The sequence below is a fragment of the Streptococcus oralis subsp. dentisani genome (assembly GCF_002096615.1).
In the GTDB taxonomy this organism is placed as follows: Bacteria; Bacillota; Bacilli; order Lactobacillales; family Streptococcaceae; genus Streptococcus; species Streptococcus oralis_U.
The window spans coordinates 139,037-165,173 of record NZ_NCUX01000032.1; the positions used below are offsets into that span (position 1 = coordinate 139,037).

A 26,137-nucleotide genomic window follows, 5' to 3' on the forward strand; every position below is an offset into this window, starting at 1 on the left:
TATTATTGAATGTGGTTAGCTAGATCTTCTTGGGCTTTTTTGTTGGACTCAGTTTTTTCTTTTTGCCATTTTTCATAAAGCTCTTGGTACTGTTTCGCAGTCACGGGATCTTTTTGCAACTCAAGGTATTTGTAGTTGTCCGCATCCCCTTTGTGTCCGACAAATGAGAAGGCTCCTGTGAACGGTACAGTCTTACGGAAGATTGGATTAGCTCCTCCACTTTGAACCGGCAGAAAGAGAGCACTATCTGTTAGCCAAGCTTGAACTTCGGCAAATTTCTCATAGCGAACCTGAGTGTTTTCAACTTCTTTATCTGCCTCATCCAACAACTTCTTGTAGGTAGAGAGACCGATTTTTTCCTTAACATCATTGTCTTTTCCTGGAGTCAAGCCAAGATTTTTTAGCTGAGAACCAGAGTCTGGATCCAAGAGGTCAAGATAGGTCTTAGGATCAGAGTAATCTCCGCTCCAGCCTGAGATGTCGATGTCATAGTCCTTTTGTTCAGCTGTGTCAGCAAAGAAGGTTGCATTGTCTTTCTCGTCTGGAGAAAGTTGAATCACATCGATAACAATATTATCTGATCCAAGTGTCTCCTCAACCGTCTGCTTGAAAGAACTGGCTTGTTGTACGTCCAACTTAGCAGTCTGGTCCACTGGCATGTCTAAATGGATTGGGAAGGTCACACCTTCTGCTTGTAAACTTTCTTTGGCTTTGGCAAATTCTGCCTTGGCTTTGTCAGCATTCAAGAAGGCGGGCTGAGCGTCGTTTAGATTGACATTAGCCCACTCTGAACCATAGTTGACTATCTTTTCATTGACAGCATCTCCAAAGTTTTTCCCACCGATTTGAACAAAGTTGCTTGGTGTGACTGTGTTTCGAAGGATACGATCAGCTCCATCTTCTCCATTTGTCTGGGCAGCGTAGGCATGACGGTCAAAGGCAAAGTTAATCGCCTGACGGAAGTCCTTATTTTGCATAGCTAGACGCGAATCCGTCTTTTCTTTATCCGTCTGTTTCATGGTTTGATTGTAACTTTGACGGTTGACATTGAAGAGATAGTAGAAAGTCACAGCATCCTGAGGAGTATAGGTAATCTTATCTTCATTCCCTTTTTTCAACTGGTCAAAGACAGAGCTTGTCGGGAAGATACGGCCATCTGTGTAGTTGCCTTCTAAGAATCCTCGAGCCAAACTATCTTGGTCTGAACCATCATAGAAGGAAAGTTTTACCTTCTCAATCTTGACGTTGTCCTTATCCCAGTAATTAGGGTTCTTTTCAAACTCAATTAAAGATTTTGATGTGAAAGACTTAAACAAGTATGGCCCATTTGACAGGATACTAGATGGGGTAACACTTCCAAAATCATCTCCCTTAGATTTCAAAAAGGCTTCATTGACAGGACTCAAAATTCCCCCTGTTGTCTTTGAATTCCAATAAGACTCTGGCTTGTTCAAGGTGTATTGGAGAGTATAGTCGTCCACTGCCTTGACTCCAACCGTCTCAAAGTCAGATGTTTTCCCTTCGACATAATCTGCCAAACCTTTGATTGAATCCCGTACCAAGTACAAGTTCTCAGCCTTTTTATCCGCTGCATACTTGAGACCTGTCACAAAGTCATGGGCTGTCACTTCAGCGTACTCTTCTCCTTCAGAGGTATACCACTTAGCCCCTTGGCGGATTTTGTAGGTATAGGTCAAACCGTCTTTTGATACTGTCCATGACTCCGCCATAGAAGGAACGAGGTTGCCGTACTTATCATTTTCCAACAAACCATCGATCAAGTTTGTCGTAATGCTAGAAGTCGAACCACGTGTCGAAGTGATATAGTCTAATGTATCTGGATTGCTAGCAAATACATATGAGTAGGTTTTATCTGTATTTGATTGTGCCGAACTACAAGCCACCATCAAGAAGCTTGCACTCAAAATTCCAGCCCCTAGTAGGAGGGCTTTTGATTTCTTCATAACTGTTCTCCATTTTTATAGTATATGAAACATTATACATTATTTCAGAAAAAATATAAAGCATTTACAGACTGATATTATAGGAAAAAAGAAAAGCCAGTAGACTCGAGTTCCTACTGACTTCTTTATTGAATTCGTTTGGATTAAGCAGCCAAAACTTTGCGTCCTTTACGACGACGAGCTGCCAATACGCGACGACCGTTTTTAGTTGACATACGGTTACGGAATCCGTGTTTGCGCGCACGACGAAGTTTACTTGGTTGATAAGTACGTTTCACGATGAATACCTCCTCATAGATTTTGTATTCGTTTAGCCGGCTATAAAGTGATCAGTTACTAAACATACTTTACTATTCTATCTGATTCTGCCACTTTTGTCAATAGCTCCAAGCAAATGTTTTCTAGCTTTTCCTATGAAAGCCCTTATCAGAAACAGTTAAGAGTAACATTCTCTTCAGATGCGAATAAATCAGTAAAAAATAATTCTTGCTAACATACATTTCCTATATTGAATCCACCGATTTCATATCCCAAACTGTCTGCAAAAATCAGCATTCATTTCTAACAATTCTTTAAAAGGAACTATTTTTCTAACTGCACCTGATGGAGTGTACTCCATTGACCACATAAATGGATAGGTCAAAACAACTTCATTCGTTTCAAGCGATAAATCTAATTTGAACAAATCTGATACTATAAGTTCTTGATAAAATAGGTCTAACTGATTTGTAGTCACCCAATATAAAAATCCCTTATAATCTATCTCCAAATCCTCCCATTCTAATGTATCGGGGGTAAAATATTCTATTGAATTTAATTTTTCAATATTTATTGCAAATAGACCACCCAAAATATCATAAGCTATCAAACAACGATTAGGATTATAACATTTTGAAAACAATTCATTACAATAGATGAATCCATTCTCTGAGTCATTCCCCAAAATCTTTAAATAACCATTAACAGTTATATAAGAAAAATGTTCTAAGATAAACTTCAGTTCTTGTGGTGTTTCTATAGTATCCGTTATTTTTTTATTAAATTCTAAAAACTTAATATCATTGGAACTTTCATCAAATTTTTCAAGAATCTCTCTCATAGTTATCATTTTATCTACCTATTCTCCACTATTCATCTTTACTCTTGTAGTTCATAGTTACTAATGTTTGTAATATTAAAGATTCTAATAATAAATTCTAATCTTTTAAGATGTTATACCTGCCCAGTATTCTTCCAAGAAAATAAAAATCTCAGAGAGGTAACGTTTAAATCATAAAAACGTTCGCTTTCTCTGAGATAAAACGCTAAAATCTAGCTGAACCCTATAGAACCCTTATCTACGATACTGTTTTAAGAAACGAGTCATCTTTTCTTGGATTTGTGCTAATTCATCTACACGAGGAAGATAAACAATGCGGAAATGGTCTGGTTCTTGCCAGTTAAAGCCGCGACCATGAACCAAGAGAACCTTTTCCTGCTTCAAGAAATCAAGGACAAACTGTTCATCGTCATCGATGCGGTACATATTGCGATCGATTTTAGGAAAGATATAAAGACCTGCCTTTGGCTTGACCGCAGATAAACCTGGGATATCTTGAATGGCATTATAGATAAAGTTTCTTTGATCGTAGATCCGTCCACCTGGAAGGAGCAATTCATCCACTGACTGGTGCCCACCTAGTGATGTTTGTACAACTTGCTGGGCCAAAACATTAGAGCAAAGGCGCATATTGGACAGCATATTGAGACCTTCGATATAGCCTTTAACATGGGTCTTAGGTCCAGACAAAACCATCCAACCTACACGAAAACCAGCGATACGATGCGATTTTGAAAGACCATTCATGCTGACGCAGAAGACATCTGGTGCCAAGCTTGCCACAGGCGTGTGTACATGTCCATCCATTACCATGCGGTCATAGATTTCGTCCGCAAAGATGATCAAATCGTTTTGACGGGCAATCTCAATAATCTCCAACAAAAGTTCCTTAGGATAAAGGGCTCCAGTTGGGTTATTTGGGTTGATAAGGACGATGGCCTTGGTATTGGAAGTAATTTTTGACTTGATATCGTCAATATCAGGGTACCATTCTGCAGCTTCATCACAGATATAGTGAACGGCATTTCCCCCAGCTAGGCTGACCGCGGCTGTCCAGAGAGGATAGTCTGGCATAGGCACCAAGACCTCATCGCCATTATCCAAAAGCCCCTGCATGGACATAACAATCAGCTCACTGACACCATTTCCAAGGTAGATATCATCAATGTCCACATTGGGGAAGTTCTTCAGTTGGCAATACTGCATGATGGCCTTACGGGCTGAGAAAATCCCTTTGGAGTCAGAATATCCCTCACTATCACGCGCATTCATAATCAAGTCATGAATGACCTCATCTGGCGCTGTAAAGCCAAATTCTGCTGGATTCCCTGTATTCAGACGTAAAATCTTTTCACCATTTGCTCGCATACGCATGGCTTCTTCCAAAACAGGGCCACGGATATCATAGGCAACATGCTCTAACTTACTAGACTTGTTATATTCTTTCATCTTGTTTCCTCAATTCATCGAGATAGTAACATTATACCACTAGAAAGGGATTGCGACAAGTTTCCTGAAATGAGCAAACAAAGAAAAAACTCACAACGACTAGGTTCTCACCGTCTAAATAACTAGAAGGAAGAATCATTTTTCACATACCAAAAGACAAACCTAGGAAGACCAATGCTAAAAAGGAATCATACAAAAGATTAAACATGAGAAAGAGCCCCCACGTGACCAAATAGTCCAAGCGACCACTTCTCTTTGCAATCACAAATAAAATGATGTGGTAGACTAAATGAAAGAGAAGAAAGCCAACAAAACCTGGATAGAGAACGGGCACGACTCTTTCCAGCTGCCAAAGCATCACTACTTCTCCTACAAGTGACGCAAGGATAATTCCATGATAAAGAAGACTTATTTTTTTAGAAGCTTGAACAAAATCTTTCATACTTTCTCATCCCCCTCACTATGTTTCCTACTATCCCGTTTTCTTTTATTTTAACATATCTCCACCAAATCGAATCTCCGATAATATTTATTTAAATATGATTTTTACTTTACTTCTTTAGTGAAAAGGATTACAATAAAAGTAAGAAAATTTCAGGAGGTTTCATTATGGCACAACGTTACCAAAATGTTATGGTTGCAATTGATGGTTCTAAAGAGGCAGACTTGGCTTTTGTTAAAGGTGTTTACACTGCTCTACGCAATGATTCCAAACTCACCATTGCCCATGTTATTGACACACGCGCTCTTCAAAGCGTGTCTACCTTTGATGCTGAAGTTTACGAAGAACTCCAAGTCGACGCTGAAAGTTTGATGAAAGAGTACGAAAAACGTGCAAAAGATGCGGGTGTGACCGATATTCATACCGTCATCGAAATGGGAAATCCAAAAACTCTCCTTGCCCGTACCATTCCAGACGCAGAAAATGTTGACTTGATTCTCGTCGGTGCAACAGGTCTTAATGCCTTTGAACGCCTCTTGGTTGGCTCTTCATCTGAATACATCCTCCGCCACGCAAAAGTTGATTTGCTGGTCGTGAGAGAACAAGAAAAAACATTATAGGAACACAAAAGGAGCCTGCTAGGCTCCCTTTTTTCTTACTTATTTCTCTCTTTATGTCGCTCATAAGCCTTGAGCTGACGCTGCAGTTCCTTTCTGATAGCAGGTTCTGGAGCATATTTTTCATCCCAGTCATCCGGTTTTAAGATTTTATGTGTAACTGGATCAAAATGGGCTTTTCCATCAGGAAAAACCTTCCCCATGTTTGCCTCATGCACAATATCAAAGATGCGTTCTGGATCCACTCCCATCAGGGCAAAACTGCCGTAAGTAAAATACAGTGTATCGATTAGGGCATCAACCTGCCCGATTAGATCTTTTTGGGCAGGCGTTTTTTGCCTTACCTTTTCTGCCGCCTTGTCAAGTGCCTCATGCATGCTTGCAAGGGAGTTTTGGAATTCTTCCTCCGAAGAACTTGCCGCGCGGACAAACTCTACTAATTCTTCAATTTTAAAGTCTGCACGATGAGTCGCCCCTTCAATATCCCATTCTTGCGGCTCTTCTTGAGTCCGTTCATCCATCATGTGGTGGAAGGTCTTGACCTTATTAAAGTGGTAGTCTCGACTGACAAACACTTTTTCTGAAGCCAAAACACCAAAGTGCTCGAGCGCCTTATGGATGCCATCTTGTTGGTTACTTGCAGTAATGTGCTTGGCAACTTCTTTGACGCTGCTACTACCATTTCCCATAGCGACTGACATACCGACACCTGCCAACATTTCTAGGTCATTATCGGAATCACCAAAGGCCATGACTTGGTTGAGATCAAAACCATACTCTTTCCCGACTCGGCGAATGCCTTCTAGTTTGGAATTTCCTTGGTTGATGATATCCGCAGCGAAGGGATTGCTTCGAGTTAATTTTAAATCTTCAAAATCACTTGCAGCTTTCTCAGATTCTTCAGGAGTCATCAGCATTAACACTTGATAGATTGGCTCATTGATCAAACGAAGTAGGTCATCTTCCTTTTGAGGGACTGCCTTACTAACCATTCGATTAAAGGAACGGCTAACGGTTCTTGTTAAGCCAGTTGGAATGAAACGGCTAACCAATTGGGAAAAGGAGCCGAGACCAAATGACATAATTTTCGAACCAACAACAGCATGCTCGGTTCCAAGAGCGATTTCTTTTCGCTCTTTTTTAGCATAGGCAATCAATTGACGCAGGCTTGACTTAGCAATCGGACTAGCAAATAAAACTTTTTCTTTATTAAAGATATATTGTCCGTTATAAGTTATTGCAAAATCCAGATCTAAATCTTCCATCAATTCCTTGACAAAGAAAGGCCCCCGTCCTGTCGCCACTCCAACAAGCACCCCTTGCTCTTTAACAATCTTAATCGCGTCCTTAGTGGATTTCAAAACACTCTTGCGATCGTTGACTAGCGTTCCATCGATATCAAAAAAAACAGCTTTGACTTCCATCCTATCCCATTCTCCCCTTTTGTGTTACAATGATTATACCACATTTCAGAAAGAGTGAGTAATTCATGCCTAAGAAAATCCTTGTTTTACATACAGGTGGGACTATTTCCATGCAAGCAGACGCCTCTGGCGCAGTTGTGACCAGCCAGGACAATCCCATGAACCATGTATCCAATCCACTTGAAGGGATTGAGGTTCATGCCCTAGACCTTTTTAACCTGCCAAGTCCCCATATCAAACCCAAGCATATGCTTGCGCTCTATCATAAAATTAAAGAGGAAGCTAATAACTACGATGGAGTTGTCATCACACATGGTACAGATACCTTAGAAGAAACAGCTTACTTTCTTGATACCATGGAAATCCCACACATGCCCATTGTTCTAACAGGAGCTATGCGTAGTTCAAACGAACTCGGTAGTGATGGAGTTTATAATTATCTGAGTGCTTTACGAGTCGCCAGCGATGACAAAGCAGCCGACAAGGGTGTGCTGGTCGTCATGAATGATGAGATTCACGCAGCAAAGTATGTTACCAAAACCCATACGACCAACGTCGGTACCTTTCAAACTCCTACTCACGGGCCTCTCGGTCTCATCATGAAGCAAGAAATCCTCTACTTCAAAACAGCTGAGCCTCGTGTCCGTTTTGATCTCGAACATATTCAAGGTCTGGTTCCCATCATCTCCGCTTATGCAGGAATGACCGATGAGCTGATTGACATGCTTGACCTAGATCACCTAGATGGATTAGTCGTTCAAGCTTTTGGAGCAGGTAATGTACCCAAAGAAACAGCTCAAAAATTAGAAAGTCTCCTCCAAAAAGACATTCCAGTCGCCTTGGTCTCACGATGCTTTAACGGAATTGCAGAGCCCGTTTACGCCTATCCGGGCGGAGGAGTTCAATTACAAGAGTCTGGCGTTTTCTTTGTCAAAGAACTCAATGCTCAAAAAGCTCGCCTCAAATTATTGATTGCTATCAACGCTGGGCTAAAAGGACAAGAACTTCGCAATTACATGGAAGGTTAAAATTGAAAATCAGGAAATCTTCTCGATTCCCTGATTTTTTCTATTTACGTTTTCGTGTCGAACGACGTTCTGTCAAACCGTGAGGCAGGAGAACTTCACGTTCTTCCAACTCTTCTTTATGCATAATCTTGGTCAACATACGCATACTGATAGCACCAAGGTCGTATAGAGGTTGAGCAATTGTCGTTAAGTTTGGACGAGTGAATCGTGCAATTTGAGAATCATCTGTCGTGATGATTTCAAACTCTTCTGGTACAGAAATACCGTGATCTGCCAAGCCATTTAACACACCCGCAGCCAATTCATCACCTGTCACAACCGCGGCTGTAGCCTGTGAAGAAACCAAGCGCTCTGCCAAGGCATAGCCATCATTATAGCTGTATTTAGACTCAAATACCAAGCCCTCGCTATAAGGGATTCCTGCCTTTTTCAAGGCTTCCTTGTAACCAATCAATCGAATTTTACCATTGATATCATCAACAAGTGGCCCACTGACAAAGGCAATCTTTTCATTTTCCTGAAGCAAATGAGTTACTGCATCAATCGTTGCTTGTTTGTAGTCAATATTAACACTTGGCAACTGGTGTTCGATATCCACTGTTCCTGCAAGGACAACTGGTGTCCGAGATCGAGAAAATTCTGAACGAATCTTTTCAGTCAAGTGATAGCCCATAAAAATGATCCCGTCAACCTGTTTTGAAAAGAGAGTATTAACTACTGAAACTTCTTTTTCATCGTCTTCATCACTGTTGGCTAGGACGATATTGTACTTATACATCTCTGCAATATCATCAATCCCCTTGGCTAGGGTTGAAAAATAGCCATTGGTGATATTTGGAATCACAACACCAACTGTCGTGGTTTTCTTGCTGGCCAAGCCACGCGCTACCGCATTTGGACGGTAGTCAAGACGATCAATCACCTCTAGAACTTTTTTACGAGTATTCTCTTTGACGTTCTTATTGCCATTCACTACACGGCTAACAGTTGCCATGGAAACACCAGCTTCACGGGCAACATCATAAATCGTTACTGTATCATCTGTGTTCATTCTGTTTCCTTTCTATATTGAAAATTTCGCTTTCATACATCTGCTTACTCCATTTTATCACTTATTGTAAACACTTTCAAGTATTTTTTAGAGAAACTTTGAAAAAATTTCACAACCTATTCCCATTTTGAAAAAGCGAGTACGATTTCTTGATTTTTGAGATATTTTGCTGTATGATAAGGAAAAATAAAAGAGGGAGGGGATAATTATGGCTTTTACAAATACTCAGAGGCGTTCTGCTAGTTTTGGTGTTGTGACCAGCCTACCTGACGATGTCATCGACTCTTTGTGGTATATTATCGATCATTTCTTGAAAAATGTCTTTGAATTAGAAGAAGAACTTGAATTTCAACTTCTCAATAACAAGGGGACAATTACCTTCCATTTCTCTAGCCAGCACCTGCCAACTAGTATCGACTTTGATTTTAATCATCCCTTCGACCCTCTTTACCCTCCTCGAGTTCTTGTTTTAGACATGGACGGGAAAGAAACCATCCTCCTTCCTGAAGAAAATGACCTATTTTAAAAACTCTAGCTTCTCGGCGCAAACTGCTGAGGAACTAGAGTTTTTTTCTATTTGTTCAATTCTTGATACAAGTGGCGAATTGGTTGTTTTAAGATTGGATGAATAAAATGGGGAGCTATTTCCACTAACGGCTCAAGAACAAAGAGGCGTTCTGCTATATAAGGATGAGGCAAGATGAGGTCGTCTGTGTAAATGACCTGGTCCTCTACAAAGAGCAAGTCCAAATCAATCAAACGAGGCCCCCAATGCACTTCTCTCACTCGTCCCATTTCTGACTCAATGGCTAACAAGGTTTCTAACAAGACTGGTGCGGGTAGCCAGGTTTCTACTTCAATCACCTGATTGGCAAAACTATCCTGTTCCACACCACCCCAAGGCTCCGTCGTCAAGACACTGGACTCTTTGAGAATATGGATACCACGAACTCGCAGTTTGTCGATAGCTTGTTCCAAGTTTGCTTGCTTATCCCCCATATTGCTTCCTAGGGCGATAAAAGCCCGTTGCTTACGACGGTGGATGGTCACCGAGCAGGTATCTAGCGGTAAATGCACTGGAGCCCAAGGTTTTTTGAGTTCCAACTCAATTTCTTGGACAAGAGGATAGGTCTCAAAGGTACGTTCAACTAGTTTGTAGGCTACTGTTTCAATCAAGTCCTCAGTGGTTTCCTGAAACCAAGTTGTCCACTGCTGACAAAGTTCCCCATAATGAATAGAAGCCGCCAAATCCAAGTCTGTCGCTGCCTTGGTCATATCATAGGATAGGGTCGCCGAAATGACAAACTTTTGCCCTAGCTCTTTTTCACTAGGAAAAAGCCCGTGATAAGCAAAAATTTCCAAATCTTTAATCTGCAGTTGATCCATAATGATTCCTTTCTAGAAAAATCCGCATGAAGCGGATTCTTTTTATACTCAATGAAAATCAAAGAGCAAACTAGGAAGCTAGCCGCAGGCTGCTCAAAACACCGTTTTGAGGTTGCAGATAGAAGCTGACGTGGTTTGAATTTGATTTTCGAAGAGTATTATAGTCCCATTAGACGATAAGCTTGATCTCGGAGGTCCTTATCCGTCTCAAATACGCCACGAGCTACTGTTGTCAAGGTTGCAGTGCCTGGTTTTCTGACACCACGCATGCTCATACACATATGCTCTGCTTCAATAACAACAAAGGCTCCCTTAGCCCCTAGATAGTCCATCAAGGCATCAGCCACTTCAATATTCAATCGTTCTTGAATCTGTGGTTTTTTAGAGTAGACTTCAACCGTACGGGCTAGCTTGGACAAGCCTGCCACACGGCCATCTGGAATATAGGCAATATGCGCTCTACCATAAAAGGGCAAGAAGTGGTGTTCACACATGGTGTGGAAAAAGATATCCTTTTCCACTACCATATTGTCATCAATAATCTCAAAGGATTTTGACAAATGTTCCTCCGCAGTCTGACCAAGACCTGAAAAAATTTCTTGGTACATACGGGCTACACGAGCAGGTGTTTCCTGCAAGCCCTCTCGGTTAGAATCCTCACCGACGGCCTCAATAATCATTTTTACAGCCGTTTCGATCTTTTGTATATCCATTCTCGTTCTTCCTCTCCATCAGATAGGCTCTCACTTGGCTCAAGAAATACAAGGAGCCCGTAACAATCCTAACTGTTTGTTTCTCTTCTTTTTTATCTGTCAATTTCTGCTCTAGAAAATCCTGCCAACTTTGATAGTTGAGATTTCTAGACTCAGCTGCCTCTTTCAATACTCTTTCATCCGTCGCCCGACTATCGTCAAAACAGGTTAAAGTCAGTTGACTATCTGGCACCGTTTCTATCAAATCCAGCATATCCTCCAAAGCCTTGGTTTTGATACAGGTAAAGAGAATTTCCTTATGATAGTCAACAAAACGTTCTTGTAAAGTAGTCAACAAAGCCTTGATAGCATGGGGATTATGAGCCCCATCCAAAATCATCATGGGTTCGCTAGACAGAACCTCCAAACGCCCTGGCCATCTGGTTTCTTTCAAAGCTTGAGCAACCAAGACATTATTTGCTAATTCTCGCCCAGTCTCCTGGCAATAAGTGTCTAGGAGAGCAAGCGCCATCCCCGCATTTTCTATCTGGTGCAAGCCAAGCAGACCTGTCTGAAAGCGACCTTGTCTGACAGCACTTGTATAGTCAAAGACCTCACCCGTCACCACACTTTCTTGATGACGAACCTGATAATCTGCTCCGTAGGCAAGTCTCGGTGCATGTTTAGCTTCTGCCATATGGTCGATAACAGCCAAGGCTTCTGGAGCAATGCATCCTGTCACCAAAGGAATCCCTTGTTTGACAATACCAGCTTTCTGCTCTGCTATGGCTTCCAAGGTGTCACCAAGTAGGGCCACATGATCCAGTCCAATGGTCGTAATTCCTGTCAGAATTGGCTGACAGACATTGGTACTATCCAGAAGTCCACCCATGCCGACTTCCATGATAGCCACATCTACTTTCTCTGAGGCAAAGTAATCATAAGCTATGGCTGTGATAATCTCAAACTCAGTCGTTCCTTGTAATGCAACGCTCCTCTCCCCCTCAAGCAAAGAGCGATAAACTGCCATGAGGGCTTCTAGCCTCGCTTCTGGGATGGATTCCCCATTGATGCTAATCTGGTCTGTATAATGAATGAGATAGGGCGAGCTGAAAACACCAACTCTCAGACCTAGCTTTTCCAGCATCTTTTTCAAAAAAGCAATGGTAGATCCCTTGCCATTGGTCCCTCCGATATGGATAACCTTGAGTTTGAGATGGGGATTACCTCGCAGGGCTAGGAGTTCTACCATTCGCTCCAAGCCAAAATGCGGTTGGTCCGTCCGATAGTGGGCAATCCACTGATTGTTTTCAATTTCTTTCATCTTATTTATATTGTTTTAAATCTAGATTTTCCGCATCATCTGCCAAACGAATGGCTGACGCAATTTCAACTGCCATCTTATGACTGGCTACATCGTGCACGCGCACCACTTCGACACCCTGTCTCGCAGCGATACTAGTCACATGAGCCGAAGCGGTGTCCCGATTTCGGAAACCAAGTTCGGCCTCAGGATTGACTTCAAAACCATTTTCTTCTAGGATATTGATGACAAATCGCTTACGCGAAACTCCGAGAAAGATTGGATAGCCTTGCTGGTGTAGTTTATCCAAATCACGTAAAAGGAGCAGATTTTCTTTTTTGGTCAGACCAAAGCCAATCCCTGGATCTAGCAGGATATTTTCTTTTGCTATCCCAGCTTCTTCTGCTCTTGCTAGAGCGCGGTCAAAGAACGCGGTCATCAAATCTTCTACTGGTAGTTGTTCAAAGTACGCCAAGTCTTCATTTGTAAAAGGATCCCCAAATCCAAAACGAGGAAATATGAGCGAACTAGGGTGCTGAGGTCTAGCCATGACTGGATTAAACATGATAACCACTTTCGCTCCAGCCTTAGCAACCACATCCGCCATTTTCTCATCTCCCATGAGACCCGTGATATCATTGACTAAATTGGCACCAGCTTTCAAGGCAGCCTCTGCCACCTGACTTTTCCAAGTATCGATGGAAATGAGGACATCACTTTCCTCACGGATAGCTTCGATGACTGGAACGACACGTTGAATTTCCTCATCTATCTCAACATAGCTGCTGCCCGGACGAGTTGATTCTCCACCGATATCTAGCATGCTCGCTCCTTCTGCTATCAATTTACGGGCTTGCTGAAGAGCCTGGTCAACAGCAAAAAACTGCCCACCATCCGAAAAGGAATCTGGGGTTACATTGATAATTCCGCAAATGGCTGTTTTTGCCTGACTAGCTTTATTGGACATAAGGTCACTCCTCAAGGTTTTTCACCACATTATTTCTCTATTTTACCATAAAAAGAAAAAGATGGATACGCTAGCATTTATCTTTTCCAAGTAAGGAAATGGTTTAGAAAGGCAAGCCTACATTTCGACTAATCAAAACCAGTAAAGCCAGCAAACAAAAGGCAATACCATTGACAATCATATGAAGCAAGATCGACATCTCTAAGCGTTCTGTTCTGTAAGCTGTCCAAGTTAAAACTGTCGACATTCCTCCATAGATAAGGAGAGAAGGCAGATTGGTCGGTGTGTGGAGCAAGGCAAAGACGACTGCACCTACAAGATAACCCAACTTCTCCTTCCCACGGAAGATCTTTTTAGGGATAATTCCACGACACAATATTTCCTCACAAATGGGAGCAATCAGAACCAGTAAGAAAAAACTGGAAATCAGCGAGCTATTCTGAACCAGATTATTAATAGTTGATTGGTTGCTGGTCGTAGATTCATTCATCAGACGAAGCAAAGCAGAGCCGAATAAGTTACTTGTAAAAATAACCAAATAACTCAAAACCAAGCGGGCCAGATCTTTTGCCTTGAAAAAAGAAAGATTGAAGCTCGCAATCTCTGTTTTTCGCGCACTAAAGATAAAAACAGTTAGAATAACAACCGACAGCAAAGCCACTAAGAGTCCTGACTGGAGGAGTGGGAATTGTCTAGCGGATAAAAGGGCAGATAAAATTAAAGGAAGTTGGGATAACAGCAATCCTATTAAAAAAATCAACACCCATATTCCTCTATCCAGAATTTCTTGCCAGATACTTTTTTTCTTCATGATATACCTCCTTATAATAAAAAGGGGAGATTCCCCTTTTTCTATTATACCATTTATAGCTTATAGCGCCATGCTGATATAATTCAGGATGAACAAGGCATCCAAAATCCAAATCATCACGTGCACATCCTTGGCTTGACCTTTGACAACTTTTGTTAAGGTATAAGTCAAGAAACCAACAGCAATACCTTGTGTGATAGAGTAGCTGAATCCCATAAAGATAGATGTGAAGAAGGCAGGAACCGCTTCAGCCATATCATCCCAAGGAATGTTTTTCAAGTTAGAAAGCATCATGATTCCGACGATGATTAAAATTGGCGCTGTTGCAGCTGTCGGAACAATCGCTAGAAGTGGGCTAAAGAAGCTAGAGAGAGCAAAACAGATCGCAACTACTAGGGCTGTCAAACCAGTACGTCCACCAGCGCCGATACCCGCCGCAGACTCAACATAAGTCGTAACGTTTGAAGTACCTGCAATGGCACCTACTGAAGTCGCCACCAAGTCAGAGTAAAGAGCCTTGTCCAATTTAACTGACTCATGGTTTTCACCACTTGTCGCAACGATACCAACTTTTTCACCAGTACCGATAAGAGTACCAATTGTATCAAAAATATCCGTTAGTGAGAAGGCAAGAATAGCCATCAAGGTTTCTGGTAAACGTGAAGTGTTTGAAATCAAAGATCCTAGACCTTCTGAGCCCAGAGCGGCACCAAACAAAGTCCCAAGGTCATTAACTGCTGATGAAAGATTGTTGCTAGCGAAGTCAATCCCTGATAATTTCACAACACCAACAGCAATGGCAAGCACAGTCGTTGTTAAAATAGAAAGAATGATTCCACCTTTGATGCCTTTAACAACAAAGAAGATGGTAATAGCCAGACCAGCAAGAGCCACCAATACTGCTGGAGTATTGAAGTCTACCAATCCTGGAACGGCTGCTGAGTTTGCAGTAAGTGCAGCTTGAGCCTTGTCTGCTCCTTCACCTGCTACAGTATAAGTACCTGGGTCAATTGAGAATTTCAAGAGACCAGCATTCTTAATCCCAACATAGGCAAGGAAAACACCAATACCAGCGGAAATAGCTGAACGAAGTGTTGTAGGAATAGATTCGATGATCATTTTACGAACATTTGTCAAGGTAATAATCAGTGAAATAATTCCACAAATGAAGACCATACCAAGAGCTTCTTTCCAAGTATAGCCCATCCCAAATACAACTGTAAATGTGAAGAAAGCATTGAGTCCCATACCTGGTGCTTGGGCGTATGGCAAATTAGCATAGAAAGCCATCATCAAAGTACCAACTACAGAACCGATAATCGTTGCCAAGAACACACCTTGGACAGGCATCCCTGTTTGTGAAAGCATTTGAGGGTTTACAAAGAGAATATAACTCATTGCAAAGAATGTTGTTAAACCAGCAAGCACCTCTGTACGGACATCTGTCCCGTGCTCTTTTAGTTTAAATAGTTTGTCCATGTTTAATCTCCTTTTGTTTTTTACGAACAATGAGAGTATTATATCATTTATCATTCACCTTTTCAATATGTTTGTTTGATTTATTTAACAAAATGAAATTTTTATTTTTTGTTTCAAGCCTGTTTTTCTGCTTTCTTTTTGATATAATAGTAGACATCTTATCAGGGATCTACTAGGAAGGTTTATATGACTAAAAAAATTATCGCCGTCGATTTGGACGGAACCCTGCTCAACTCAGAGAGTAAGATTTCAGATTTTACTCGAAACACAATTAAACGAATTGCTGAAAAAGGCCACCATGTCATCATCACTACTGGGCGCCCTTACCGTATGGCAAAAGAATTTTATCAGGAACTAGAGTTGCACACACCTATGATCAACTTCAACGGTTCTCTTACCCATCTACCAGGACAGACTTGGGAACACGAAAAGTGCTTGACCTTGGACAAAAAATACCTCTTAGACATGGTCAAACGCAAAGAGGATATCCAAGCCGACTTTATTGCAGGAGAATACCGCAAGAAATTTTATATCACGGCTCCTAATGAAGAAATTGCCAATCCCAAACTATTTGGTGTAGAAAATTTCCAACCAGAAAATCAATTCAAATCTGAATTGGTGACCAAGGACCCTAACTGTATCCTCTTGCAAACAAGAGTCGATGATAAATACGCGCTAGCAGATGAGATGAATCGTTTTTACCAACACCAACTAGCAATCAATACCTGGGGAGGCCCTCTCAACATTCTCGAATGTACACCAAAAGGGGTCAACAAAGCCTTTGCTTTAGAATACTTGCTCAATGTTATGAACCGTGACAGACAAGATTTGATTGCCTTCGGTGATGAGCACAATGACACCGAAATGTTGGCATTTGCAGGCAAGGGATATGCTATGAAGAATGCCAATCCCGATTTGCTACCATATGCAGATGAGCAACTCTCTCTGACAAATGATGAAGATGGTGTTGCCCATACCCTACAAGATTTGTTCCTATGACACTCAAAAAGTTAGCTTGTGCTAGCTTTTTTGATTTTCACAATTTTTCAATTAATCGACCTGTTTTCATTTTTTTATATTAAATTACTCCCTTATCTTTTTAAACATTTCTACAAAAAGTTTTATATATTAACATTTTGTAAGCGAGTTTTCATTGAAAACCAATACATATTTATAAGAAATGGTTGATTTTTGTTTGAAAACGGTTTATACTTAAAGTTAGGCTTAAAGTTTTCTTAAACAAATAGTCAAACATTTTAAAGGAGGAATGACAATAATGAGTATCGGAATCATTATTGCGAGCCACGGCGAATTTGCTGCGGGTATTCATCAGTCCGGATCTATGATCTTTGGTGAACAAGAAAAGGTTCAAGTTGTAACCTTTATGCCAAACGAAGGTCCAGATGATCTATACGCTAAGATCAATAACGCTGTTGCTGCATTTGACGCAGAAGATGAGGTTCTAGTATTGGCTGACCTTTGGAGTGGATCTCCATTCAACCAAGCTAGCCGCGTGATGGGAGAAAATCCAGAACGTAAATTTGCCATCATCACAGGACTGAACTTGCCGATGTTGATCCAAGCCTACACAGAGCGCCTTATGGACGCTAATGCAGGTGTGGAAAAAGTCGCTGCGAACATCATTAAAGAAGCCAAAGATGGCATCAAGGCTCTTCCAGAAGAGCTTAACCCAGTTGAGGAAGTTGCAACTGCTGCAGCTGCTCCTGCTGCCCAAGCTGCTATTCCAGAAGGAACAGTTATCGGTGACGGTAAACTGAAAATCAACCTTGCTCGTCTAGACACTCGTCTCCTGCACGGTCAGGTTGCCACTGCTTGGACACCAGATTCAAAAGCAGATCGTATCATCGTTGCTTCAGACAATGTCGCAAACGACGATTTGCGTAAAGAATTGATCAAACAAGCAGCTCCAAACGGAGTAAAAGCAAACGTTGTTCCAATTCAAAAATTGATCGACGTTGCAAAAGACCCACGTTTCGGTGACACTCATGCCCTTATCTTGTTTGAAACTCCACAAGATGCACTTCGTGCTATCGAAGGTGGCGTGCCAATCAAAACCCTTAACGTTGGTTCTATGGCTCACTCAACAGGTAAAACAATGATTAACAACGTTTTGTCTATGGATAAAGAAGACGTTGCAACATTTGAAAAAATGCGTGACCTCGGTGTTGAATTTGACGTACGTAAAGTACCAAACGACACGAAAAAAGATTTGTTTGACTTGATTAACAAAGCAAACGTTCAATAATTTTAATCTGTTTCTATCATTTTTGAAAACAGGATTAAGTACTTTATTAAAACTAAATAGAAAAGGAATAAAACCATGTCAGATATTTCAATCATTTCTGCTATCTTGGTTGTAGTTGTTGCCTTCCTTGCAGGTCTTGAAGGTATCCTCGACCAATTCCAATTCCATCAACCAATCGTCGCATGTACCCTTATCGGACTTGCAACTGGTAACCTCGAAGCAGGGGTTATGCTTGGTGGATCTCTTCAAATGATCGCCCTCGGTTGGGCAAACATCGGAGCTGCCGTAGCTCCTGACGCTGCTCTTGCATCTGTTGCCGCAGCGATCATCTTGATTAAAGGTGGTAACTTTACTACTGAAGGTATCGCCGTTGCAACTGCAACAGCTATCCCTCTTGCCGTAGCTGGACTTTTCTTGACAATGATTGTTCGTACAATCTCAGTTGGTTTGGTTCACACTGCTGATGCTGCTGCTAAAGACGGAAACATTGCGGCTGTTGAGCGTGCTCACTTTGTTGCACTTCTTCTTCAAGGTCTTCGTATTGCAATCCCTGCTGCCTTCCTTATCGCTATCCCAGCTTCTGCCGTTCAAGATGCTCTTAAATTGATGCCAGACTGGTTGAACGGTGGTATGGCTGTCGGTGGTGCTATGGTCGTTGCCGTTGGTTATGCTATGGTTATCAACATGATGGCAACTCGTGAAGTATGGCCATTCTTCGCTATCGGTTTTGCACTTGCTGCGATTTCTCAATTGACTTTGATTGCCCTTGGTGTCATCGGTGTTGCCCTTGCCTTCATCTACCTTAACCTTACAAAACAAGGTGGAAACGGTGGCGGCGGAGCTGCGACTTCTAACGACCCAATCGGTGATATCCTAGAAGACTACTAGAAAGGGGAACAATCATGGCTGAAAAAATTCAATTATCAAAATCAGATCGTCAAAAAGTTTGGTGGCGTTCACAATTCCTTCAAGGTTCTTGGAACTACGAACGTATGCAAAACTTGGGTTGGGCTTACTCTTTGATCCCAGCTATCAAAAAATTGTACACTAAAAAAGAAGACCAAGCGGCTGCTCTTGAGCGTCACCTTGAGTTCTTCAACACTCACCCATACGTAGCTGCTCCTATCATGGGGGTTACTCTTGCACTTGAAGAAGAACGCGCTAACGGTGTTGAAATCGACGACGCAGCTATCCAAGGGGTTAAGATCGGTATGATGGGACCTCTTGCTGGTATCGGTGACCCAGTCTTCTGGTTTACAGTTCGTCCTATCCTTGGAGCCCTTGGTGCATCACTTGCTGCATCTGGTAACATTGTTGGTCCTCTTCTCTTCTTCTTCGGATGGAATGCTATCCGTATGGCCTTCCTATGGTATACACAAGAGTTCGGTTACAAAGCTGGATCTGAAATCACTAAAGACATGTCTGGTGGTATCTTGAAAGACATCACTAAAGGAGCATCTATCCTTGGTATGTTCATCCTTGCCGTTCTTGTACAACGTTGGGTGTCTATCAACTTTACTGTGAACCTTCCAGGTAAACAATTGGCAGAAGGTGCTTACATCAACTTCCCAGAAGGACCTGTATCAGGTGCTGAGTTGAAAGGTATCCTTGGTCAAGCACTTGGTGGATTGAGCTTAGATAAGATTCAACCACAAACCCTTCAAGGTCAGTTGAACTCATTGATTCCAGGATTGATGGGACTTCTCCTTACTTTCCTTTGCATGTGGTTGCTTAAGAAAAAAGTATCACCAATCGCAATCATCCTTGCTCTCTTTGCAGTAGGTATTGCAGCTCGTTTCTTCGGTATCATGTAATCCAAGCCATCGAGAATATAGATAAAAAAGAATCAGGACTAAACCTGATTCTTTTTGTGTATCAACTTTTTCTCCTAGTAAGATAATGCAAGCCTCCAATCGCCACTGCTAGGCTGGCTACATAGACGACTTGGCTGGTTTCTAAAGGCACAAAAGTTCCTTGCAGGATAAAGGTATTGGCAAGTACGCCAACAAGGGCTGCAAGGCTCAAAAGTGTGAGCAAGGCTAGTTTGTATCGATTAAAGGGAATGCTGATCTTGGCAACTAGACACAGACCATTGACCAAAGCAAGGAGGAAGCAAATAAATTTGACCTGACCTGGGACAGTGATAAAGAAGTTAGTCAGGAGTACACTAGCAACCAGAATGCCACCGCCAATCGCAGCATTGGTCAAAATATCTCGCATAAAATGTGTGCTGACCTTTTCTTTATTGGACTCAAAAGTTAGGAAGAAAGATGGAATCCCAATCGTAATGGCTGAAATGATTGTAAACTGAATGGGGATAAAGGCAAATTCCAAACCAAATACCACACTCAAAATCGCAAAAACGATGGAGAAGAAAGTCTTTGTTAGAAAGAGAGAGGCGACCTTTTGGATGTTATTGATGACACGGCGACCTTCCATCAAGATATCATAAAAAACTGCAAAGTCATCTGTCAGGAAAACAATATTGGATACACTTTTAGCTGCACTCGTAGCACCATTCATAGCAAAGCTGATGTCTGCTTTCTTGAGAGCCAGAACATCATTGACTCCATCACCACTCATAGCAACTGTTTTACCAGCCTTTTGCAAAACGGTCACCATCTTTTCTTTCTGCTCAGGTGTAACGCGTCCAAAGATATCATGTTCCAAGACCACTCTTTCAAAGTCATCATCGCTCACCTTGGTCATATCAATCGTCCGCGCTTCCTCCTTAAAACCTGCTTTACGAGCCACCCCATATACAGCCACATGATTATCACCGCTGATAATCTTCACTTCAACACCTTGAGATTCGAAATAGTCAAAGGTTTCCTTGGTATTGTCCTTGATCTCATCTGACAGAACCACATGACCCAGTAGTTCCATACTCGCTGGACGCGTAATCTGATCCTTGCTATGAGCAAGGGACAAAATTCGAAAACCTTGCTGTTTTAGATCTTCATAGTAGGCATCCATCGGCTGGGTAAATCCTAGAAATTCATAGGCTCCAAAGAAATAGGTCCCACCCTCTTTTACTTGGACAAAGGAATACTTGTTTTTGCTTGAAAAGGCACCGACTTCTTGAACTTCCCACTTCTTCTCACAAGTTAAGTAAGTCTTCAGAGCTCGGGAAGTTGCATTTTCATCCTCAAAATAAGCCAGATAAGAAGACAGTGTCTTTGCTACATTAGCATCCATTTCTTGGACCTTCATATTCCCCGTCGTGATGGTCCCAGTCTTATCAAAACAAAGAACATCTACTCGCGCTAAGGTTTCCACACAATATAGTTCCTGCACCAAAACCTTCTTTTTCGCCAGCTTCATGGCCGCTACCGCCAGAGACACACTGACTAGTAGAATCAAACCCTCTGGAATCATGCCGACCAAGGCACCTGAACTTCCCAAGACAATCTCAACATAAGACCGTCCTAGACTAAAACCTCTGACATAGAGCAGAATGGCAACTGGCACCAGCAAGATGGAGACGATTTTTAAAATCTTATCCATGTAATCACGCAGTTGAGAAGGGTATTTTTTGAATTCCTTGCTGGATTTTGCGAGTTTGTTAATATAGCTATCTGGGCCTACAGCCGTTGCCGTAACCAGACAAGTACCGCTGACGACATTGCTTCCGCTCATCAACTGGTCACCAACCGCTTTACAGACTGAATCACTCTCACCAGTCAGCAAGGACTCATCAACTTCAATATTCCCTTCAAGTACTTCCGCATCGACAGGCACCTGATCACCCAGATTGAGATGCAGGTACTCACCCAGAACGATGTCCTCTGGATCAATCTCGATTGTTTGACCATCTCGATTGACTTTGTACTTACTTTTACCAAGCAAACTTAGCTTTTCTAAGGCATTTTTTGAACGCACTTCTTGGAAAATCCCAATGGCTGTATTGATAGCAATCACACCTAAAAAGAGCATATTTTCAAATCGCAAGGTTGTGGCTACCAGAACTGCCAGAGCCAAGTTCATGGCATTAAAGAAGGTAAAGATATTTGAAACGACGATTTCCTTGGTTGTTTTATAGGGTTTAATGTCGCTGATATTTCGTTGACGATCCTTGATGTCTTGACTATTTAAATACTTCATTTCTACTCCGATATACTTTTGTACTACTATAGTAACACATATCCTTTTCTCTGTCACTTAAATACTCAAACTAAGAAGGACTTAATTGACAAGCATCATCTGTCACCACTTTAAGAAGTAGTTAAAAAAAGGCTAGGATTCCCTAACCTCTTTTCTTTATGCTTTATTCTGCCAAGGCACCCATTGGATCCCATGGTGCGAGTACGATTGGTTCTGCTTCATAGGCAGCTTGTTCTTCTGCTGTCAGCAATTCCTTACGGACAACGATTTGATAGGTGTATTCATCCATCCAAGCATCTGAGGCAACGAAGTAACCATCTGTACCGACCTTGTCTCCCCATGAGTTTTCAACCTTCCACTTGGTTGACTTGCCATTTTCGTCCAAGTCCACACCTGTCAAGACCATGGCGTGGGTCATCAAGCTTTCGCTATAGTCCAAACGTCCAGCTTTGTCTTGAGTGAGTTGAATATCCATGCTTGATTCAAAGTCATAAACATCTGTCGCAAGGATCCCAGCTTTACGGTTGCTGAGCTGGCCGACATCTGAACCAAACCAAACAGTCTCACCTGTTTGCATTTGGGCAATCGCCAATTCTTTCAAGCGTTCCATCGGAACGTTGATGTAGCGAACTGCACGGCTACCAACCACATTTCCCAACATCTCAACTGTGTAAGATTTACCGTAAGGCTTGTCAGCAGTTGGGGCGTTGATAACAGAAACGTAGTCTTCTAGAGGAAGATTGACATATTTCTTGTAAAATTCCTGTGGTGTGATACCCTTTTCACTTTGGTAGTTGTTGTCTTTATCGCGATAAGCAAAGTCAAATTTACGTGGTGGAAGTCCTAGTGACATAGCAAGGAAGTTAAAGATTTCTTGCAAGAGGTCTTCTTTCTTAGCTTGAATAGTCGCTTGGTCTGCACCAGAAGCGAGCAAGTCACGCAAGATTTGGGCATCTTGACGAAGCAATTTGTTAAGGATGGCATTAAGTTCACGACTGCTGCTAGAAGAAACGGACTCAGGATAAACAGACTTAGGAACAACACCGTATTTCTCAAAGAGGGCAACGACCATATCCCATTGACCACCGTCTTGTTGAGGGGTTTGGAGTAGGAAGCTAACCTTGCGGCTCGTCAATTCTTGGTCTGCAGTTGCAATTACTTGCTCCAAGAACCAGTTAGATTTTTCATACTTGTCCCAGAAGAAAGTGTGGGCTTGTGATAGCTCAAAATTTTCAAGCTTGTACTGAGAGATAAGTTTGTGGCGGAAGGTGTTGAGAGCTGCAAACATCCAGCAACGACCAGACGCTTTCTGGTTAGTAACCTTGTCCTTGGTCAAATCGAATGAGAAAACAGGTGTATTGTCTACATGGCTCTGGCGACGCTCTAGGGCTGCAAAAATTCCGTTGTGGCTGGCAGCATTTTCGATCGCTTGGTATTTGACATTTGCTTCATAGTTGGCAAATAATTTATCTGTAAATGATTCTTGAATCGCGTTCATAGATTCCTCCTTTTATTCTACTGTCTATTATAACTCTTTTCACAAAGGAAGCAACTGAAAAACGAAAAAGGTAAGGACATTCTCCTCACCTTTTCTAACATAATCCAAACTAAGCAATACTAGCAAGGAGATTCTCTAATTCCTCCTTGGTCAGGCGACGCCATTCTCCTCGTTCTAAGTTCTCATCCAAAACTAGAGTCCCCATCGTCAAACGTTGTAGGTCCACCACTTCCTTGCCACAGTATGCCACCATGCGTTTGACCTGATGAAACTTACCTTCAGCAATGGTCACACGAACCAGACTTTGATTTTTTTCTGGATCTACCGATACAAGCTCCAGTCTAGCAGGCTGACAGGTAAAGTCTTTGAGAGGAATGCCCTTGGCAAATGTCTCCACATCTTCTTGGGTCATAATACCTTTGACTTGAGCTAGATAAGTCTTATCCACATGACGTTTAGGCGAAAGAAGAGAATGGGCAAGCTGGCCGTCATTGGTCAAGAGCAGAAGACCATGCGTATCAATATCCAAGCGCCCTACTGGAAAAACTTCTTTGGTCCGAGCAATATCATCCAACAAGTCCAACACTGTTCTGTGTTTAGAATCCTCAGTCGCTGAAATAACTCCTTGGGGCTTGTTCATCATGTAGTAGACAAACTCCTCATACTCCAGCACTTGGCCATCAAAGCGAATCTCATCTTTTTCTTCATTTATTTGCAGTTTTGCTGATTTTTCTTTTTTACCATTTACCGTCACGCGCCCAGCCTTGAGCAAGTTTTTGACCTCAGTTCGACTCCCCACAGCGCAGGCAACTAAAAATTTATCTAATCTCATAGAACTATTATATCATACTCAAAAGGAGGCTGGTTCAATGACCAACCTCCTTTTCTTTTCAGATTTAGGAACTTAACTTCCTCGTCTCCAGAAAATAGCTAAGACAAGCATAGCACCCAAAACAGCAGGAATAACAGCTGTTCCCGCTAGAATTGGTCCCCAAGTTCCAAAGAGCAGGTGACCCAGAAAGGCACCAATCCAGCCGAGAAACATTTTTCCAAAGCATCCCATGCTTTCTCCGCGATTGGTCAAAGCACCTGCTAAAAGTCCCACTAAGAGACCAACAAACATACTTCCAAGCATTGTAACTCCTTAAATAGCCCAGTCTCCATTTCTGAAGATAGGAACTCGTGTTCCATCCTCACGGATACCATCGATATCCATTTGATTAGAGCCAATCATAAAGTCCACGTGAACATCTGAACGGTTCAGTCCTGCAGCTTCAAGCTCTTCTTCGCTCATCTCTGCTCCACCAACAACGCTGGTCGCATAGGCTGCACCGATAGCCAAGTGGTTTGAAGCATTCTCATCGAAAAGGGTGTTGAAGAAGGTAATGCCTGATTGAGAAATTGGACTTGGATCTGGTACCAAGGCACATTCACCCAAGGCACGCGCACCAGCATTTTCAAAGACAAGGTCTTTCATGACCTGATCACCCTTTTCAGCAGTAATGTCTACGATTTGACCATCCTTGAAGGTCACTTTAATCCCTTCGATGATATTTCCGTTGTAGCTAAGTGGTTTTGTAGAGGTTACATAGCCCTCTGCACGACGGAAATCAGGCGCAGTGAAGACTTCCTCTGTCGGCATATTGGGCAAGAAGCCTTCTCCCTGTGCATTGACAGCACCAGCTGATTCCCAAACGTGGTTCTTAGGCAAACCAAGTGTCAAATCTGTCTCTGGCGCTGTGTAATGAAGGGCTGAAAATTGCTCCTTATTAAGCATATCTGCCTTGCTCTTAAGGATAGCTGCATGCTCTTCCCAAGCCTTCACGGGATCTTCTTCGTAAACACGGCAAGTTTTGAAGATTTGGTCCCAAAGGAGATCAACCGCTTCTTCGTCGCTCGCAGCATTTGGAAAGACTTTCTTAGCCCACTCAAGTCCAGCAGCGGCTGCTACAGTCCAGCTAACCTTGTTGGATTGCGTTGCGATACGCATTGGCTTCATCGCCAGCCCCATCGCTTTAGCAGAAGCTGAAAGCTTGTCAGCGTCCACTCCGTTCAAGGCACCTGGATCAGATGAACGGACACCGAGACGGCTAGCCTTGTTCTCCAAGAGATAGTTCATCTCAGCAATCTTGTATTCTGGCACATTGTCCAGACGATCCATCGGCGCGTGGAGGAATTTCTCACGGTTAATCACATCATCTGTCCACTGAACAATAACCTCATGTGCACCTAAAGCATAAGCTTCTTTCACGATCAAATGCGCCAACTCACGTTGCTCCACATCGATAGAAAGAGCCAAAGTGTGACCAGGTTGCACGTTGATTCCATTCGCAACCAACAATTTCGCATATTTTTCTAGATTTTCTTTAAAATTTGGTAAAACCATTTTATTCTTCCTTTTCTATTTTTCTTTAAACAAGGACAGCAGGCTAACTGCTGCCACAGTACCACAAATCAAAGCGGTCATTTTCAAAATCGTATCAGGGTCAAGATCCAGCTGGTAATCAAACACCCTTTGCGCTGGCTTATCCTGAGCGGAAATGGTAAGTTTCATAAA

General features: G+C 42.1%; 26 protein-coding genes. 7 read left to right on the plus strand and 19 right to left on the minus strand.

What is annotated here, in order from left to right; translation table 11 throughout:
* Positions 1–2: 2 nt before the first annotated feature.
* The 5 genes from B7708_RS05810 to B7708_RS05830 all read right to left on the minus strand — a co-directional run bounded on the left by B7708_RS05810 (position 3) and on the right by B7708_RS05830 (position 4,954).
* Complete coding sequence (locus tag B7708_RS05810; protein WP_084974424.1) at positions 3–1,964, minus strand: peptide ABC transporter substrate-binding protein; 1,962 nt, start codon at positions 1,962–1,964, stop codon at positions 3–5.
* Between the two features lie 143 nt (positions 1,965–2,107).
* Complete coding sequence (rpmH, locus tag B7708_RS05815; protein ID WP_000831905.1) at positions 2,108–2,242, minus strand: 50S ribosomal protein L34; 135 nt, start codon at positions 2,240–2,242, stop codon at positions 2,108–2,110.
* Positions 2,243–2,487: 245 nt separating this feature from the next.
* Positions 2,488–3,063, minus strand: coding sequence for a DUF2625 family protein (locus tag B7708_RS05820; protein ID WP_158085974.1), 576 nt, complete (start codon positions 3,061–3,063; stop codon positions 2,488–2,490).
* Positions 3,064–3,297: 234 nt separating this feature from the next.
* Positions 3,298–4,512, minus strand: a complete 1,215-nt coding sequence (locus tag B7708_RS05825; protein WP_084974426.1) for a pyridoxal phosphate-dependent aminotransferase — start codon at positions 4,510–4,512, stop codon at positions 3,298–3,300.
* A 142-nt stretch (positions 4,513–4,654) separates the two neighbouring features.
* Positions 4,655–4,954 carry a hypothetical protein gene (locus B7708_RS05830; protein ID WP_084974428.1) on the minus strand — a complete coding sequence of 100 codons (300 nt, stop codon included), beginning with the start codon at positions 4,952–4,954 and terminating at the stop codon, positions 4,655–4,657.
* Between the two features lie 167 nt (positions 4,955–5,121).
* Between B7708_RS05830 and B7708_RS05835 the strand changes: the two genes are divergently transcribed.
* On the plus strand, positions 5,122–5,574 hold the full coding sequence (locus B7708_RS05835; RefSeq protein WP_000079159.1) for a universal stress protein: 453 nt from the start codon (positions 5,122–5,124) through the stop codon (positions 5,572–5,574).
* 35 nt (positions 5,575–5,609) lie between these two features.
* Here the strand turns inward: B7708_RS05835 and B7708_RS05840 are convergent, their stop codons facing one another.
* Positions 5,610–6,995: a Cof-type HAD-IIB family hydrolase gene (locus B7708_RS05840; protein WP_084974431.1), complete on the minus strand. Its 1,386-nt coding sequence runs from the start codon at positions 6,993–6,995 to the stop codon at positions 5,610–5,612.
* A 65-nt stretch (positions 6,996–7,060) separates the two neighbouring features.
* Here B7708_RS05840 and B7708_RS05845 point away from each other — a divergent pair, with 65 nt between their 5' ends.
* Positions 7,061–8,023: an asparaginase gene (locus B7708_RS05845; RefSeq protein ID WP_084974432.1), complete on the plus strand. Its 963-nt coding sequence runs from the start codon at positions 7,061–7,063 to the stop codon at positions 8,021–8,023.
* Between the two features lie 40 nt (positions 8,024–8,063).
* Here B7708_RS05845 and ccpA read toward each other — a convergent pair whose 3' ends face one another.
* Positions 8,064–9,074, minus strand: coding sequence for a catabolite control protein A (gene ccpA / locus B7708_RS05850; protein ID WP_038804599.1), 1,011 nt, complete (start codon positions 9,072–9,074; stop codon positions 8,064–8,066).
* A 208-nt stretch (positions 9,075–9,282) separates the two neighbouring features.
* Here ccpA and B7708_RS05855 point away from each other — a divergent pair, with 208 nt between their 5' ends.
* Positions 9,283–9,600, plus strand: coding sequence for a DUF960 domain-containing protein (locus B7708_RS05855; protein WP_084974434.1), 318 nt, complete (start codon positions 9,283–9,285; stop codon positions 9,598–9,600).
* Between the two features lie 47 nt (positions 9,601–9,647).
* Here B7708_RS05855 and folK read toward each other — a convergent pair whose 3' ends face one another.
* The 6 genes from folK to B7708_RS05885 all read right to left on the minus strand — a co-directional run bounded on the left by folK (position 9,648) and on the right by B7708_RS05885 (position 15,712).
* On the minus strand, positions 9,648–10,460 hold the full coding sequence (gene folK / locus B7708_RS05860) for a 2-amino-4-hydroxy-6-hydroxymethyldihydropteridine diphosphokinase (protein WP_084974436.1): 813 nt from the start codon (positions 10,458–10,460) through the stop codon (positions 9,648–9,650).
* 158 nt (positions 10,461–10,618) lie between these two features.
* Positions 10,619–11,173, minus strand: coding sequence for a GTP cyclohydrolase I FolE (gene folE / locus B7708_RS05865; protein WP_084974438.1), 555 nt, complete (start codon positions 11,171–11,173; stop codon positions 10,619–10,621).
* On the minus strand, positions 11,130–12,476 hold the full coding sequence (locus B7708_RS05870; protein WP_084974440.1) for a bifunctional folylpolyglutamate synthase/dihydrofolate synthase: 1,347 nt from the start codon (positions 12,474–12,476) through the stop codon (positions 11,130–11,132). Before B7708_RS05870 ends, folE begins: the two co-directional genes overlap by 44 nt.
* Position 12,477: 1 nt before the next feature.
* Positions 12,478–13,422: a dihydropteroate synthase gene (folP, locus tag B7708_RS05875; protein WP_084974442.1), complete on the minus strand. Its 945-nt coding sequence runs from the start codon at positions 13,420–13,422 to the stop codon at positions 12,478–12,480.
* Between the two features lie 103 nt (positions 13,423–13,525).
* Positions 13,526–14,233, minus strand: coding sequence for a CPBP family intramembrane glutamic endopeptidase (locus B7708_RS05880; RefSeq protein WP_084974444.1), 708 nt, complete (start codon positions 14,231–14,233; stop codon positions 13,526–13,528).
* Between the two features lie 60 nt (positions 14,234–14,293).
* Entirely contained in the window at positions 14,294–15,712 is a 1,419-nt protein-coding gene (locus tag B7708_RS05885) for an NCS2 family permease (RefSeq protein ID WP_000359243.1), read from the minus strand.
* 186 nt (positions 15,713–15,898) lie between these two features.
* On the opposite strand from B7708_RS05885, the gene B7708_RS05890 reads away from it, so the two are divergent.
* The 4 genes from B7708_RS05890 to B7708_RS05905 all read left to right on the plus strand — a co-directional run bounded on the left by B7708_RS05890 (position 15,899) and on the right by B7708_RS05905 (position 19,792).
* On the plus strand, positions 15,899–16,711 hold the full coding sequence (locus B7708_RS05890; protein WP_000162368.1) for a Cof-type HAD-IIB family hydrolase: 813 nt from the start codon (positions 15,899–15,901) through the stop codon (positions 16,709–16,711).
* A 277-nt stretch (positions 16,712–16,988) separates the two neighbouring features.
* Entirely contained in the window at positions 16,989–17,978 is a 990-nt protein-coding gene (locus B7708_RS05895; protein ID WP_084974446.1) for a PTS sugar transporter subunit IIB, read from the plus strand.
* A 75-nt stretch (positions 17,979–18,053) separates the two neighbouring features.
* A complete protein-coding gene (locus B7708_RS05900; RefSeq protein WP_033629277.1) occupies positions 18,054–18,866 on the plus strand; it encodes a PTS mannose/fructose/sorbose transporter subunit IIC in 813 nt (270 codons plus the stop codon).
* A 14-nt stretch (positions 18,867–18,880) separates the two neighbouring features.
* Positions 18,881–19,792, plus strand: a complete 912-nt coding sequence (locus B7708_RS05905; RefSeq protein WP_084948393.1) for a PTS system mannose/fructose/sorbose family transporter subunit IID — start codon at positions 18,881–18,883, stop codon at positions 19,790–19,792.
* 61 nt (positions 19,793–19,853) lie between these two features.
* On the opposite strand, the gene B7708_RS05910 is transcribed toward B7708_RS05905, so the two are convergent.
* The 6 genes from B7708_RS05910 to B7708_RS09945 all read right to left on the minus strand — a co-directional run bounded on the left by B7708_RS05910 (position 19,854) and on the right by B7708_RS09945 (position 26,134).
* The gene (locus B7708_RS05910; RefSeq protein ID WP_084974448.1) at positions 19,854–22,082 is read right to left on the minus strand and encodes an HAD-IC family P-type ATPase; all 2,229 of its coding nucleotides are present in this window, start codon (positions 22,080–22,082) and stop codon (positions 19,854–19,856) included.
* Positions 22,083–22,245: 163 nt separating this feature from the next.
* A complete protein-coding gene (gene pepC, locus B7708_RS05915) occupies positions 22,246–23,580 on the minus strand; it encodes an aminopeptidase C (RefSeq protein ID WP_084974450.1) in 1,335 nt (444 codons plus the stop codon).
* Positions 23,581–23,689: 109 nt separating this feature from the next.
* Positions 23,690–24,412 (minus strand): pseudouridine synthase, encoded by a 723-nt coding sequence (locus tag B7708_RS05920; RefSeq protein WP_084974452.1) that lies wholly within the window; start codon positions 24,410–24,412, stop codon positions 23,690–23,692.
* A gap of 72 nt (positions 24,413–24,484) precedes the next feature.
* Positions 24,485–24,715 carry a GlsB/YeaQ/YmgE family stress response membrane protein gene (locus B7708_RS05925; protein WP_000901576.1) on the minus strand — a complete coding sequence of 77 codons (231 nt, stop codon included), beginning with the start codon at positions 24,713–24,715 and terminating at the stop codon, positions 24,485–24,487.
* Between the two features lie 9 nt (positions 24,716–24,724).
* Positions 24,725–25,966: an aminopeptidase gene (locus tag B7708_RS05930; protein WP_084974454.1), complete on the minus strand. Its 1,242-nt coding sequence runs from the start codon at positions 25,964–25,966 to the stop codon at positions 24,725–24,727.
* A 15-nt stretch (positions 25,967–25,981) separates the two neighbouring features.
* Positions 25,982–26,134, minus strand: coding sequence for a hypothetical protein (locus B7708_RS09945; RefSeq protein WP_193431746.1), 153 nt, complete (start codon positions 26,132–26,134; stop codon positions 25,982–25,984).
* Positions 26,135–26,137: the final 3 nt, after the last annotated feature.

Coding starts and splice junctions, on each gene's coding strand:
- B7708_RS05885 (WP_000359243.1), bottom strand. CDS start 15,712: ATGGACAAACTATTTAAACTAAAAGAGCACGGGACAGATGTCCGTACA.
- ccpA (WP_038804599.1), bottom strand. CDS start 9,074: ATGAACACAGATGATACAGTAACGATTTATGATGTTGCCCGTGAAGCT.
- B7708_RS05905 (WP_084948393.1), top strand. CDS start 18,881: ATGGCTGAAAAAATTCAATTATCAAAATCAGATCGTCAAAAAGTTTGG.
- B7708_RS05890 (WP_000162368.1), top strand. CDS start 15,899: ATGACTAAAAAAATTATCGCCGTCGATTTGGACGGAACCCTGCTCAAC.
- B7708_RS05910 (WP_084974448.1), bottom strand. CDS start 22,082: ATGAAGTATTTAAATAGTCAAGACATCAAGGATCGTCAACGAAATATC.
- folK (WP_084974436.1), bottom strand. CDS start 10,460: ATGGATCAACTGCAGATTAAAGATTTGGAAATTTTTGCTTATCACGGG.
- B7708_RS05835 (WP_000079159.1), top strand. CDS start 5,122: ATGGCACAACGTTACCAAAATGTTATGGTTGCAATTGATGGTTCTAAA.
- B7708_RS05840 (WP_084974431.1), bottom strand. CDS start 6,995: ATGGAAGTCAAAGCTGTTTTTTTTGATATCGATGGAACGCTAGTCAAC.
- B7708_RS05880 (WP_084974444.1), bottom strand. CDS start 14,233: ATGAAGAAAAAAAGTATCTGGCAAGAAATTCTGGATAGAGGAATATGG.
- B7708_RS05920 (WP_084974452.1), bottom strand. CDS start 24,412: ATGAGATTAGATAAATTTTTAGTTGCCTGCGCTGTGGGGAGTCGAACT.
- B7708_RS05925 (WP_000901576.1), bottom strand. CDS start 24,715: ATGCTTGGAAGTATGTTTGTTGGTCTCTTAGTGGGACTTTTAGCAGGT.
- B7708_RS05895 (WP_084974446.1), top strand. CDS start 16,989: ATGAGTATCGGAATCATTATTGCGAGCCACGGCGAATTTGCTGCGGGT.
- B7708_RS05855 (WP_084974434.1), top strand. CDS start 9,283: ATGGCTTTTACAAATACTCAGAGGCGTTCTGCTAGTTTTGGTGTTGTG.
- B7708_RS05820 (WP_158085974.1), bottom strand. CDS start 3,063: ATGAGAGAGATTCTTGAAAAATTTGATGAAAGTTCCAATGATATTAAG.
- folP (WP_084974442.1), bottom strand. CDS start 13,422: ATGTCCAATAAAGCTAGTCAGGCAAAAACAGCCATTTGCGGAATTATC.
- pepC (WP_084974450.1), bottom strand. CDS start 23,580: ATGAACGCGATTCAAGAATCATTTACAGATAAATTATTTGCCAACTAT.
- B7708_RS05830 (WP_084974428.1), bottom strand. CDS start 4,954: ATGAAAGATTTTGTTCAAGCTTCTAAAAAAATAAGTCTTCTTTATCAT.
- B7708_RS05900 (WP_033629277.1), top strand. CDS start 18,054: ATGTCAGATATTTCAATCATTTCTGCTATCTTGGTTGTAGTTGTTGCC.
- B7708_RS05930 (WP_084974454.1), bottom strand. CDS start 25,966: ATGGTTTTACCAAATTTTAAAGAAAATCTAGAAAAATATGCGAAATTG.
- B7708_RS05870 (WP_084974440.1), bottom strand. CDS start 12,476: ATGAAAGAAATTGAAAACAATCAGTGGATTGCCCACTATCGGACGGAC.
- B7708_RS05810 (WP_084974424.1), bottom strand. CDS start 1,964: ATGAAGAAATCAAAAGCCCTCCTACTAGGGGCTGGAATTTTGAGTGCA.
- B7708_RS05825 (WP_084974426.1), bottom strand. CDS start 4,512: ATGAAAGAATATAACAAGTCTAGTAAGTTAGAGCATGTTGCCTATGAT.
- B7708_RS09945 (WP_193431746.1), bottom strand. CDS start 26,134: ATGAAACTTACCATTTCCGCTCAGGATAAGCCAGCGCAAAGGGTGTTT.
- folE (WP_084974438.1), bottom strand. CDS start 11,173: ATGGATATACAAAAGATCGAAACGGCTGTAAAAATGATTATTGAGGCC.
- B7708_RS05845 (WP_084974432.1), top strand. CDS start 7,061: ATGCCTAAGAAAATCCTTGTTTTACATACAGGTGGGACTATTTCCATG.